Source organism: Streptomyces sp. CA-249302, from assembly GCF_050936785.1.
Classification (GTDB): Bacteria; Actinomycetota; Actinomycetes; order Streptomycetales; family Streptomycetaceae; genus Streptomyces.
On the sequence record NZ_JBNJMG010000001.1, the window covers coordinates 10,681,417 to 10,693,787 of the forward strand.

Consider the following 12,371-nt stretch of genomic DNA (forward strand, 5'->3'; position numbering starts at 1 on the left):
GACCAGCTCATCCTCCACTCCCCGCGCCAAAGGATCAGGTCTGCCAGAAGCGACGGGGAGACCGTGATTGTCACACCCGACACCATCCCCCTCAAGTGCCCTTTGACTAGCCGGAGTTGACGTCGGATCGTCCCGAGGGGATCATCCACTGCCCAGACTCCGATGGACGGAGCCCTGCGCAGGGTGTGGAGCCGTGCGCGTGCCGACCGGTCGATGCACCGATGTGTCGTCTTATGCGCCCGTCTACTCGGCCACTTGAACTCTCTGAGGTCCGAGGACCCTTTCATGACCACTGGAAAGACCAGGCGCGCACACGCGTCAAAGCGCCGCCGTCCCGCCCTGCTGGCCGCGGCCGCCGCTCTCGCCATCGCAGGCGGGACAGCCACGCAGATGCCTGCACTGGCCACGGGTGATGCGGCGCCCGCGGAGCCCACCCTGCAACAGGAGTTCACGACCGCCGCCGACACGTACCACGTCCCGCGTCAGGTGCTGCTGGCGGTGGCGTACCAGGAGTCGGCCTGGGACACGCACGCCGGACAGCACAGCACGGACGGCGGCTACGGGCCCATGCACCTGACGGACGTCACTCCCGCGATGATGGCCTCCGGGGACGCGGGCGCCGTCGGCCGTGGCGAGTTGGCGAAGCTGGCCGCCGCTCCGGCTCTGCACACCATCCAGGCGGCCGCGAAGCTGACCGGGCTGTCGGTGAAGGAGTTGCGCACCGACCCGTCGGCCAACATCCGCGGCGGCGCGGCACTTCTCGCCTCGTACCAGAAGACGGTGACCGGCTCGCTGTCGACCGACCCCGCCAACTGGTACGCGGCCGTGGCCCGTTACAGCCAGTCCACCCGACGGCAGGGCGCCGAGGCCTTCGCCGACCGCGTCTTCGCCACGGTGAAGAAGGGCGCCCACCGCACCACGGCCGAGGGCCGCCGCGTGTCCCTGGCGGCCGACAGCGACGTCAGCCCGTCCACCGGACAACTGGCCTCGCTGCACCTGGAGTCCGCGGCGGACACCGAAACCGAGTGTCCCACCACCGTCGCCTGCACCTTCGTCCCGGCGGCGGCGTCGAACGGCCAGGTCTCCAACCGCCCTGCCAACGGCATCCGGATCGACAGCATCGTCATCCACGACACCGAGAGCTCGTACGACGCCGCCATCACCACCTTCGAGCAGGCGGGCGGCGCCGCCGCGCACTACGTCATGCGGTCCTCCGACGGCGCAGTGACCCAGATGGTGCCCACCAAGGACCTCGCCTTCCACGCGGGCAACTACTCGACCAACATGCACTCGATCGGGATCGAGCACGAGGGCTACGCGGCGCACGGAGCCACCTGGTACACCGAAGCGCAGTACGAGGCCACGGCCGAGCTGGTGAAGTACCTTGCCGCGCGCTTCGGCATACCGCTGGACCGCCAGCACATCATCGGCCACGACAACGTCGCCGGACCCAAGTCGTCCCTCGTCTCCGGCATGCACTGGGACCCGGGCCCGTCCTGGGACTGGAACCACTTCATGGGCCTGCTCGGAGTGCACACGTCGAAGCACGGCGTCGGCCCCGTCGGCTCCGTGGTCACCATCGCTCCGCGCTTCGACGACAACACGCAGACGGTCCAGATCTGCCCCTCCGACGACCCGACCGGTGCCACGACGGCGTGCACCGAGGTGCAGCAGCCGTCGAACTTCGTCTACCTGCGCACCGAACCGAGCGACACCGCCCCGCTCTTCGGCGACCAGGCGATCCACGCGGGCGCGGCCGGCACCGACCGGATCAACGACTGGGGCAGCACGGCCGTGGCGGGACAGCAGTTCGTGGTCGCCGGTCAGGACGGCGACTGGACCGCCATCTGGTACAGCGGTGCGAAGGTGTGGTTCCACAACCCGGACGGCTGCAACACTGCCCCGGCCCACGGCGTGAAGGTGATCGCAGCGGCCGGCACCTCGTCGGTGGCGGTCTACGGCTCCAGCTACCCGGACGCCGGCGAGTACCCCTCGGGCCTGTCTCCCTCGACGCAGGCCCCGTTGAGCATGTACGTGGTCCCGGCAGGTCAGGCCTATGTGGCCACTGCGGCACCGTCCCTCACGGACGACTTCTTCCCCTCCAGCGGAACGGTCGTCACCGGCGCCAAGGCGATGTACACCATCCAGTACAACCACCGGGTCGCCCTCGTGTACGCCGCGGACGTCACGGCCACGGACGGCTGACGGCCCGTTCCGCCTCCGGAAGGCTTTCGCCGGCCGCCTGGTCGACCTCGCCGCCCCTCGGGCGGCCGGCACCCTTCACCAGTACATGAGCGCGATGGAGCCGCTGCCCCAGCTGGAGTAGAGGCGGGCGCGGGCCACGTAATGGTGGTCCTTCACGAGCCGGACATCGAGGCGTCCGTTGCGGTCCTGCCCGCTGTCGTCATCGCCGGCGACGTACCGCAGACCGTCGGCGGTCTCCTCGAACAGGGCCAGGACGACGTCGCTGTTGCCGAACGTGCCGACCTGGTAGCTGCGGGTCTCCGGTGCAACGATCTCGAAGTCGGCCTGGTCCCCGGTGGCGAGCCGCATCGGCGTGGACTGGAACGGCTGGAGCCGGGCCGGCTTGGCGGCCTTCGGCGGGTACCACTGCAGCACCCGCTCCTTGTCCGTCGCGGACAGGCCCAGCGTCTCCGGGATGCCGTCACGGTAGGCCTCCGGGCGGACGATGAGGCCGGGCCCGAAGCTGTACTCCATGATCGAGTCGGGATCCCAGGACGAACCCGTCACCTCGTTCTGCGACAGCTTGCGCAGGATGTTGTCGAACGTGACCTCGTGAGGCCAGTTGTTGGGCGGTCCGCCGAGGTCCTGGTAGACCTTCGCCTCGTCCCAGACGATCCCGGCGAACGGGTTCTGGTGCTCGTGGGCGAAGCCGATCGCGTGCCCGATCTCATGCAGCGCGGTCGCCCTGCCGTACGGGGTGGTCAGGTCCCAGCCGAACGTCATGGTCGCCTCGGTGACGGGGATGCCGAGGTTGTCCCGGCCGACGTACGACGCGGACCCTTCGCTCTCCCGGAACAGGATGCGGATCTCCGAGTCGCCGGGATCGGCCACCTCCTGGAACTCCAGCCCGATCCCCAGGGCCTTCCAGGCCCGGAAGGCGTGCCGGACTTCCTCCAGTTGCTCAGGGCCACCGATGTCGCCGCCCTGGTCGAGGAATGCGTAGTGCAGGACGGTGCCGTTGATCCACTTGGCGCGGACCAGGAGTATGGCCCTGGACCGATTCGGGTTGAGGTCCGGGCGCAACACGGGTTGGGACTGCGGGTGTTGAGTGCAGTAGCGGGGCACGGCGGTCCCGCTCTCGGCCGACGCGTTCATGACGCCTCCTTCGCACGCGTGCCTTCTGCCGCGAGGGCGAGCGCATACGTGGCCGTCGGCCGGTGGCCGGGCGAAGGAGGAGGCCGGCGGCGCGACAGTGATCGCCACCACGGTGTTATGGCTCTTGCTGAGAAGCCCGGCCTGATGCTTCCAGCTTCTTGCGCTTCGTGACGTTCTGCAACTTGTGAAAGCCGTGACCCCTTACTCACTTATTGCCCAAAGGATCTTCACTGTTTCTGAATCGATTTCCTATGATGCGGAGATCAACAGGCCCGACCGGAGGGGGACTTCGGCGGGCCTCTCAGGTTCCCTTGGGGGATTCATGCGTATACGTGTTGCGGCCGTCACCGTCTCCGGTGCCGTCGTTCTCTCCGCGCTCGCTCTTCCGGCCGCCGCTCAGGCGTCGGAGCGCACGGCTGCGTCGACGAAGCTCAGATCTTTCGCCTCCGACGCCTCCACGACCGTTCGTCCGAACGACTCCTTGGGCAACACCAAGTTCTCGAACGCGGTCATCAACGGTGGCAAGGACATCGTCCTCGGCGTCACCGGCACCAAGTCCGTGACCGTCACGTACACCGCCACCGACCAGAACGGCGTCGCCCTCACCGAGGCCTTCCTGTGGCAGGGCACCGACAGCTCGACCACGGACGGCATCACCGGCGGCCTGGGGACGGACGACGACCCCAGCTGCACGGAGACCGCGACCCAGGGCGTCTACAACTGCAAGGCCGTCTTCAACATCCACCCGGCCACCGACATGAAGGACAACGGCGTCGCAGGGACGTGGAAGCTGTTCCTGGGCGCGTGGGACCTGTACGCGAACGCCAGCTACAACGACGACGTCGCCACCACCGCGATCAAGAAGGCCTCCACGCTGACCGCCAACGCCACGCCCGAGCCGGTCAAGAAGGGCAAGACCATCACGGTCACGGGCAAGCTCGCCCGCGCGAACTGGTCGACGGGCAAGTACGCGGGTTATGCGTCCCAGCCCGTGAAGCTGCAGTTCCGCAAGAAGGGCAGCAGCACGTACACCACCCTGAAGACCGTCAAGACCAGCACCACCGGCGTCCTGAAGACCACCACCAAGGCCACGGTCGACGGTTACTACCGCTACGCCTTCGCGGGCACCGCCACCACCGCCTCCTCGACAGCGACCGGCGACTTCGTCGACGTCAGGTAAGCAGTCGGGCGCGCCGCCCGCCGCGCCCGGCGAAGCCGCCCAGCCGCCCGCTCGCAATCTCCCGCCTTCCTGGACCAGTCGGCCTGGCTAAGGCCTTCGGCCAGGACCGGCCCGGAGTCGTACAGGGCATGATCACCCCGTTCGACTCCGGTGCCGACGAACTCATGCGGCCCTGCTCCGACGCCGCTACCCGCGTCGGAGCTCTACCGTCGGCCGGCGCTTCTTGCCCTGGTCAGTAGGCGCCGTGGTAGGCCAGCCCCAACACCAGGGCGGCCGCAGCGGTGGCGAGGAACACGATCCCGCCGACGACGTTGCGGGAACCGACCCGCAGGTGGGCGAAGATGGCGCCGACGAAGTAGAGCACGAGGCCGACGGCGGCCAGGGTTCCCAGAACGGGCACGGCAAGCCCGGCGAGCAGCCCCGCGGTGCCCGCTGCCAACAACATGCCCAGCACCGGTACCCACTTGCGGGGGATCCCTTTCATGTCCGCCTGGGTCTTGGGGTATTCGTGGCCGATGAGGTAGGTGACGGCGGCGGCACCGTTGAAGACCACGCCGAGGAGAGTCACCGTAAGGTAGGCGGCGAACAAGTTGTCTCCGTTTCTGGGACGAATGACGCTGCTGGGCAGCCCGTCGCGAGATGCCCTTCCCCTGGATGACCGATTGGCGGCTCGTTTTCGTGACAACCCGACGTTGGAGGGCACACGCACCTGATTCCGCCGGGGGATCTCGGGGCGGCCGGGATCAACTATTCGAGGTTCACGAGGACTTCGAGCGGAGCGGACCGTGCTGGTGCGGGAAGGTCTGGACCGTCCTGGTCGGTTTGCGGCGGGTACAGGCCCGGAAAACGTCACTCTCGCTGGTCGGATAGGCTCTTCCTTTCCTGGCAGTCTGCCGGACCGCTCTCTTGTGAGGGCGCGAAGTCAGAGGCGGTAGCCATGGAGTCGGCGTCTGCATTCCCGCCTTCGCGCAGCGAGCCGGCGCACAGTGCCCGCTGGTCTTCGAATCGGGGATAAGGTCCCCGGGCCACTGTCCGACGTCGGCGCCGTCGAACTGGATGTGTCCGCAACTCGCGTCGGCGAGGCGCGGCACGAGGTGCGCGGCGGCGGACTTTCCCGAGCCCGATCCGCCCACCGGATTCAGGGTCCGCCCGCGGCGCAGCCTGAGGTCGACGTCGTCGACCGCGCGCAGAGTCGGCAAGCGGCGCCCCGGAAAGCCGGGCCGCTGAACCACGGCAGCAACGTTGTGCGCTGTGTTCAGGCCGCGGCTCGGAATACGTACGCCGTCATGGGGGCGGTGACCGGCCCCGGGCCCAGACGGGCCGTCATCTCTTCGATGACGGTGGCTCGGACGGCCGGTGCGTCGCCGCGATCCTCGACGGCCGCACGCACCGGCGTCCCGGTGAGGTATCCCGTGGCGAGATCGGCGGTCGACGGAGCCCGGCCCTGAAGCGTCAGTTCCAGCTGGTCCTCGACGGTGAACCCGGCGGCCGTCAGGTCGTCGGTCACGAGGGTGGGGTCGGCGTAGCCGTGCGGAACCGTGGCGAAAAACCGCGGCGGGTCGACCGGGAAGGCCCGCTCCAGTCCGGCTTGCAGCGCGACTTCGAAGCCGTGCGTGGCGAGTGGGGCCCAGGTGTTGAACAGGAACCGGCCGCCCGGGGCCAGCACTCGGCGGACCTCGGTGAAGGCGGCGACCCGGTCGGGAAAGAACATCACACCGAACTGGCAGACCACCAGGTCGAAGCTCGCGTCCGGGAACGGCAGCTGCTGCGCGTCGGCCTGCCGCCAGGCCGCGCCCGGGGCCCGGGTCGCCCCGAGAGCGACCATGGTCTCGTTGAGGTCGGTGGCCGTGACCTCGGCTGAGGGTGCCGTCGCGAGCAGCTCGGACGTCAACACGCCAGTGCCTGCTGCCAGTTCGAGGATGTGCCGAGGGTCGAGTGCCGCTGCCCGGGCCGTGAGGTCCTCCGCGAACGGCTGGAAGACCACCGGCACGAGGTACCGCTCGTAGGCGGCCGGCATGGATGCGGACCACCGCCGGTCGGAATCGTTGCCTGTCACCTTCGTGACGGTAGCGCCGTGTCGGCCCACCCCCACCCCGCCGCGCCGCCCTGCGGCCCGGAGCCGGCCCCGCCCGATGGCGGCGCCCACTGTCCCTGATTGCCATGCCGGTCCTCCGTCGCCGCCGAGATCGCATCCAGGTGCGCGCCGAAGCTGCTGACGTGGACCCCTTCTTCCATCACGGCTAGCGACGAGTCGTCCGGACCACCCGTTGCGGTCCTGGCGGGCGGCATGAGCGGCGGACGGATGCTCGCGAGTGCGTGGCCCGGACGTCACACTGTGCTGCGCAGCGCGACCCAGGTGTCGTGGGCCACGACGCCGTCGGCGTCCAGCCCCGGTCCGACTGGAAGGCCTGGACCGCGCTCTCCGTGTCGGTACTGAACTCGCCGTCCACGCCGGTGCTTCCCACGCTGTACCCGCGTTCGGTGAGCATGCACTGAACCTGCTGTACGCGCTTGCCGCTGTCGCCAAGGCGTGTGCGTCCGTTGCCGGAGTAGTACGGGCACTCGGTGAGCCAGGGAGCGGTGTCGGTTCCGCCGGAGGGGCTGTCGGCCGTCGCTGAGGGCGAGCGGGTGGTGCTCGGCGCGGTACCTGGAGCAGAGGCGGTGTCGTGCTGGTCGTTGGCGGAGTCGGAAGCGCCGGGCCGCGGCGTGGAGTCGGTCCGGCTCTCGCGGTCCCCGACCGCGCCGTCGACGTTCGGCCGGGGCTGGCCGTTCATGCTGGGCGACACCTGAGCGCTGGAGTCGCCACGGGGCGCGGTGCCGACGACCTTTGTGGCGCCACCTTTCGCCGGGTCGGCGGCGGGAGGGTCCTGACGTATGAGCAGTAACGGCACCGCGACCACGGCACAGGCCGAGATGCCCGCGACGGCGACCAGCCACCGCTTCCTCCGGGCCCGGGCAGGCGCTCCCACCGGTCCGTCTGCGGCCCTGGCTGCGCTCTCCCGGCCAGGCGGAGCGGATTCGGGCATCTGCGCGGAGGCGACCGGCGGCAGGTCACCCGGAGACCCTGAACCGGACATGCCCGCGACGGGCACGCGGCGCAGCGCCTCGCATGCCCGCTGCCGGTCCAGGACCCTGCTGCGCAGTGGCTGCGGCCAGGTGGACGCAACGCAGTACGCCGCGGCCGCTTCGATGAGGTCCTGCGGGGTGGGCCGCCGCGAGGGCTCCTTGGCCAGGCAGGCGGTCAGCAGGGAACCGAGCTCCGCGTCCGCCGTCGTGATCTGACCGATCACCTCGGGATCGGGGTCCTCGTACGCCACCCGGTGCATCACGTCGACACCGGTTCCGTCGCCGAACGGCGCCCGCCCCGCTGTCGCGTAGACCAGCGTCCCGGCCAGCGAGAACACATCAGACGCCGTGTCGGACCGCCCCTCGCGCAGATGCTCGGGCGACATGTAGGCAGGAGTCCCCACCCGGTTTCCGGTACCGGTGAGCGCACTCGCGTCCGCGGCCTTCGCGATACCGAAGTCGATCACGTGCGCGCCCCGGGCGGACAGCAGCACGTTGGACGGCTTCAGATCCCGGTGCACGATCCCCTCGACGGAGAGGTCTGCGAGAGCCTGCCCCAGCTCCGCCACCAGCCGCCAGACCGCGGCCGGCGCCAGAGGACCGACCTCTCGTACGGCCTCCGCCAGATCGAAGCCGGCGAGGTACTCCGTGGCCATCCACAGCAGTTCGTCATCGAAGCCCGTGCCGGCAAGGCGCGGAGCGTGCGGCGTACGAAGACGGGCGTGCACCGATGCCTCGCGCTCGAACCGGCGCCGGAACCTGGGATCCTCGGCGTACTCCGGCCTGATCACCTTCACCGCGACCAGACCGGGGCCGTCGTCCGCGCAACGTGCCAGGTAGACCCGTCCCATGCCGCCACTGCCGAGCAACGCCATCGGCACGTAGGGGCCCACGCGCCCGGGGTCGCCGTTCCGCAGTGGTGAGCAACCGGTCTGCCGCAGCGCGGCGGCGGCATCGGCCGCCGGCACCGGCCGCTCTTCCGACAAGAAATCTCCCGAAGTCACGTTCGTCGTACGCCAGTTCACCGAAGTGGGATACGAGGCTAACCCCAGCCCGCGCGCGTGTTCAGGGAATCGGTCACTTCTGTCGCACGGGTCACTGGAAGGAGGACGTGTGGAGATTCGGAGGGGGTTGTGAAAAGCCGTCAACGGGTTGGCTGGCCGGCTGGGAGCGCCGCACCGCACATCGTCCTCGCTGCCGACGTACACCGTCTCGTCCGCCGGCATGGGCGTTGCATGTATCTCTCCGCCGGTGTGCAGACGTCGGCGTGCCTCGCCCGTGACCGCGTGTACCGCCCAGAGCGGCTGGTCCTCACGGTCGACGCCTACGGAGCCGCCGCCGGCCATGGGCGTGGACCACGCCGGACTGCCGAAGGGGGGCACTGTCACCGTGGTTCACCGCTGGGGCATTCCAGCGCGATCAGGCCGTGGTCATGGCCGGTACGGACGCTGCCGCGGGCCACCCGCCGCGCCTCTCCGGCGCGACGATGGACGCGCATTACCGGAGAGGTGCTCATCGGCCGGGGCCCTCACCCCACCGTCGGGCTCGGCGGGACCGTGCTGTCGGCCGGGGGCGTGAGGGTGACCTGCGGTTGGCCCGCGACGGCGGGCGGTGGGGTGAGGTCCTTGGCCGGGAGCGTGGGCGGCGAGGTCTCCTGGAAGAGGGCCTGGTCGAAGTCGACGAGGCCGGTCTTCTCGACGTCCGTGATGTGGTCCAGGACCGTGTCGTTCGCCTCGTCGGCTAGCGCGCGGACCAGCGAGTTCCTCGTGGTGCTGCGGACACTCGCGATCGTGGTGAGCAACTGGCCGTCCGCCGCGCGCACGGTGGTCGCCATGTCGGCGCCGAACTGTTCGGCGCCGTCGGCGTTCAACCGGGACACGAACCCCTGCTGTTGCGGCGACGGCTGGTCGGGCAGCGCGATGCCCAGCTCACTGGCGGTCTTGCGGCAGGCGGCGTCCAACGAGGCGGCCCCGGCAACCAGTTGCTGCCCGACGGTCCTGACGGCCTTCGTCGTGCCCTTGCGCAAGGTCATCTTGCCGACGGGGTACTCCCACAGTCCGGCCGCGCGCACCTTGACCACGAAATCCTGGTCGGCTTCCGTCAGTTGTCCGCTCTCCGGGGCGGCGATGACCCGCTCGGGTGCGCTGTTGACCTTCTGGACTCCGAGCATGGCGGGGTAGAGGAGGGACCCCAGGGTGGCGGCGAGCGCACCACTAACAAAGAGGGTTCCCGCCGCGTTCCGTGAAACGAGCACCGTGTCTCCTGATCCGGCTTGCGGATCCCGCACGCACGGACATACGAACGCGGGGCCCCTCAGAACCTCTTGGGCTCGCAATGACTTCGCAAAACCGCGCGGCGATCGCGCAGGTGACCCACCTGGACCGGCAACAGCCAAGAGAAGAAGGGCCGTTGGTCCCTATCGATGGGCCCATGCAGGGACCGTTGGACCCTATCCCGACCGGGTGTCTCACGGCCGATCATGGGGCGGCGGCCGGGAAGGGCCACGTCCATTCCCGCACTTGCGGTCCTTCCCGGTCTGTCGATGACGGCATCGGCGTATCAAATGTCCCGGTGATCAGATGTCCCGGGTCTTTCCACCGTGCCAGCTTGGCCCTCCCGTTCCCCTCCTTGCCATTGCCTCCTGATCACAAGGAGGCGAGGATATTCGCTTCCTTCTCCGAGGCGATCCCGTGCTCTGCCCACCTCGGGTGGCCCAGGGGACGCCCATCCGCTGCGAGCCAGGCCCAGGTGTCGCGGACCGTTTCTGCGACTGGTCGGCACCGTAGTCCCGCAGCAACCGCCCGGCTGGAGTCAACCGCCCAGGTGCCGGCGTGCGTGCGCCACAGTGGCGACTCGGTCCACTGAGCAACGCCGTGGTCGACAAGTACATCCGGCTTCACCCACACGGGCGGTCCTACTCCTCCGGTGGGAAAGGCACTCGCTGATGAACCCCTCGAAGGCGATCCCGTCTGGGTGGGTGAGGTGTAGCCGCCGCTCGTGTCGCTCGCGGCCTGGTCCAGGGCGAACTCGGCCACGTCGCGGACGTCGACCGGCGGGATCCGCTGTCTGCTCGGCGCTGGGGCGAGGATCTTCCCGCCCTGCTTGGCCCGGGTCAGTCACCAGGGGAGCCGTCCAACGTGCTCCCCGGGGCCCAGGATGACCCCGGGGCGGAGGAAGACCGCGGCATTCCCGAACACCTCGGTCAGGGACTGGTGTGGCCACCCCTGGTAGACGGACACGGTGGAGATGTGTACCCAGCGGCGAGCTGCGGCACTTGGGGCGGTTGTGGCCAGCAGGATGTCGCGGGGCGGGAAGTCGGAGCTGGACGTCGATCACAGCGTCCCAAGTCCCTTGCCGGGCGAGGCGCTGAAGGTCATCCCCGGCTGTTCGGTCCCCGCGTACCGTTTCGACGCCTTCAACGTCCTGGCCGGAGCGTCCGCGGTTGAAGGTGGTGACAGACCAGCCTTTCGCGAGTACCCCTTCCGTAATCTTCTTGCCCAGGAACCACGTTCCGCCGATCACGAGAATCCTTGTGCGTCGATCCTGCCCTGTCAGGGCAGAGGAATGACAGGCGGCGTGGTCGGGTGTGGCCGGCACACGCGGGGAGCGCGGTGAGGCCGCAGGTTCAAATCCTGTCGTCCCGACCAGCCTTGATGCAGGTCGTAAGCCGTTCGCTCGATTACGGGAGGACGGATATTTGCGTTCCCCGGGGGATTGCGGTCGCGCCTGCCGAGCACGGGGGGCGAGCGGCGGATCCGCCGACCAACGGGCGCGCCATGACCCGGCTGCGCTTGATCCTCGCCGACTGCGCGCCCGGCGCGATCCTGGCGGACTCACGCCACGAGCGGCGCTTCGACGGGATGGCGGCCGACGGGGGCAGCCTGCCACCGCTGGTCCTGCTCGACGACGACCTTCCCTCGACGACTCGCTCGTCCTTGTCGCCGGGCGGCGACGCACGCCGCGGCGGTACGACGGTTACCGGCTGGACGTCTCAGGGTGTCCGGGCCGCCGCACTGGTGTCCGCGGAGGCGGGTCTTGACTGGCACATCGGCAGATTGCCAAGGGCTTGCCGGGAAATCAGAGTCCTTGTGGACGATCTCCAGCTGGCGGTCGAGCACGGTGATGGTCCAGTTGACCAAGCGGCCGGCGAAGCCCTGGTCCGCCCAGATCTTCTTGATACCCGGATGGCCGAGACGCGTCCACAGCAGCGGTCGGCGGGCGCCATCCCGATCCTGCACGCTCGCCGCGACCACGTGCACGGTCAGCAGCAGGCCGGGGGTTTCGGTGACGATGAACCGCTTACGGTCCTTGACCTCCGTGCCCGCGTCGAATCGTCTGGTGGCTGCCGGAACGGTATCGGCATTGCGGACGGACCTCGAATCGATTAAGCCCGCGCTCGGCTCGGCGTCGCGGCCGTCGGCTTCACGGTTCTGGCCGCGCAGTGCGTCGTGGATGCGTTCGACTGTTCCGTCGTCGTGCCACAACGTGAACTACCACCCAGTACGCCGTCGGCCACGGCGTGAAGTCCTTCGGCGGCTGCCGCCAAGCGCAGCTCGTCCGCGAGACGTAGAAGATCGCGTCCGCGATCCGCCGCAGCGGATACTTCTCCCGCCGCCCTCCCTTCGGACCCGCCCTCGCAGACGGCAGCAACACCTCCACCAACGCCCACTGCTCGTCCGTCAAGTCCGACGGGTGCTCTCCCCCCAGCACCGCTCACATGAGGCTCAATGACCACGCACCCACCTGGGCACGGCAGATCTCAAACACGGTCTCAGATTCGTGCAGA

General features: G+C 69.2%; 11 protein-coding genes. 2 read left to right on the forward strand and 9 right to left on the reverse strand.

Translation table 11 applies throughout. The features are described 5' to 3' along the window. Positions 1-285: 285 nt before the first annotated feature. Complete coding sequence (locus ACQEWB_RS48350) at positions 286-2,205, forward strand: N-acetylmuramoyl-L-alanine amidase (protein ID WP_432843102.1); 1,920 nt, start codon at positions 286-288, stop codon at positions 2,203-2,205. 75 nt (positions 2,206-2,280) lie between these two features. Here ACQEWB_RS48350 and ACQEWB_RS48355 read toward each other — a convergent pair whose 3' ends face one another. Further along, positions 2,281-3,339 carry a M12 family metallopeptidase gene (locus ACQEWB_RS48355; protein WP_432843104.1) on the reverse strand — a complete coding sequence of 353 codons (1,059 nt, stop codon included), beginning with the start codon at positions 3,337-3,339 and terminating at the stop codon, positions 2,281-2,283. A 322-nt stretch (positions 3,340-3,661) separates the two neighbouring features. Here ACQEWB_RS48355 and ACQEWB_RS48360 point away from each other — a divergent pair, with 322 nt between their 5' ends. After that, complete coding sequence (locus tag ACQEWB_RS48360) at positions 3,662-4,519, forward strand: hypothetical protein (RefSeq protein WP_432843106.1); 858 nt, start codon at positions 3,662-3,664, stop codon at positions 4,517-4,519. 232 nt (positions 4,520-4,751) lie between these two features. Here ACQEWB_RS48360 and ACQEWB_RS48365 read toward each other — a convergent pair whose 3' ends face one another. The 8 genes from ACQEWB_RS48365 to ACQEWB_RS48400 form a co-directional block, all read right to left on the reverse strand. Further along, on the reverse strand, positions 4,752-5,108 hold the full coding sequence (locus ACQEWB_RS48365; protein ID WP_432843108.1) for a DoxX family protein: 357 nt from the start codon (positions 5,106-5,108) through the stop codon (positions 4,752-4,754). A 169-nt stretch (positions 5,109-5,277) separates the two neighbouring features. Continuing rightward, positions 5,278-5,751, reverse strand: a complete 474-nt coding sequence (locus tag ACQEWB_RS48370; RefSeq protein WP_432843110.1) for an ATP-binding cassette domain-containing protein — start codon at positions 5,749-5,751, stop codon at positions 5,278-5,280. Positions 5,752-5,774: 23 nt separating this feature from the next. Beyond that, positions 5,775-6,536: a class I SAM-dependent methyltransferase gene (locus ACQEWB_RS48375; protein WP_432844393.1), complete on the reverse strand. Its 762-nt coding sequence runs from the start codon at positions 6,534-6,536 to the stop codon at positions 5,775-5,777. 223 nt (positions 6,537-6,759) lie between these two features. Then, a complete protein-coding gene (locus ACQEWB_RS48380) occupies positions 6,760-8,571 on the reverse strand; it encodes a protein kinase domain-containing protein (RefSeq protein ID WP_432843112.1) in 1,812 nt (603 codons plus the stop codon). Between the two features lie 542 nt (positions 8,572-9,113). Then, on the reverse strand, positions 9,114-9,839 hold the full coding sequence (locus ACQEWB_RS48385) for a DUF4142 domain-containing protein (RefSeq protein WP_432843114.1): 726 nt from the start codon (positions 9,837-9,839) through the stop codon (positions 9,114-9,116). A 557-nt stretch (positions 9,840-10,396) separates the two neighbouring features. Then, positions 10,397-11,473 (reverse strand): NAD-dependent epimerase/dehydratase family protein, encoded by a 1,077-nt coding sequence (locus tag ACQEWB_RS48390; protein WP_432843116.1) that lies wholly within the window; start codon positions 11,471-11,473, stop codon positions 10,397-10,399. Next, a complete protein-coding gene (locus ACQEWB_RS48395; RefSeq protein WP_432843118.1) occupies positions 11,419-12,069 on the reverse strand; it encodes a transposase in 651 nt (216 codons plus the stop codon). The genes ACQEWB_RS48390 and ACQEWB_RS48395 overlap by 55 nt, the downstream gene beginning before the upstream one ends. Beyond that, on the reverse strand, positions 12,008-12,295 hold the full coding sequence (locus ACQEWB_RS48400) for a transposase (protein WP_432843120.1): 288 nt from the start codon (positions 12,293-12,295) through the stop codon (positions 12,008-12,010). Before ACQEWB_RS48400 ends, ACQEWB_RS48395 begins: the two co-directional genes overlap by 62 nt. Positions 12,296-12,371 lie beyond the last annotated feature (76 nt).

Coding starts and splice junctions, on each gene's coding strand:
- ACQEWB_RS48355 (WP_432843104.1), bottom strand. CDS start 3,339: ATGAACGCGTCGGCCGAGAGCGGGACCGCCGTGCCCCGCTACTGCACT.
- ACQEWB_RS48350 (WP_432843102.1), top strand. CDS start 286: ATGACCACTGGAAAGACCAGGCGCGCACACGCGTCAAAGCGCCGCCGT.
- ACQEWB_RS48360 (WP_432843106.1), top strand. CDS start 3,662: ATGCGTATACGTGTTGCGGCCGTCACCGTCTCCGGTGCCGTCGTTCTC.
- ACQEWB_RS48375 (WP_432844393.1), bottom strand. CDS start 6,536: ATGCCGGCCGCCTACGAGCGGTACCTCGTGCCGGTGGTCTTCCAGCCG.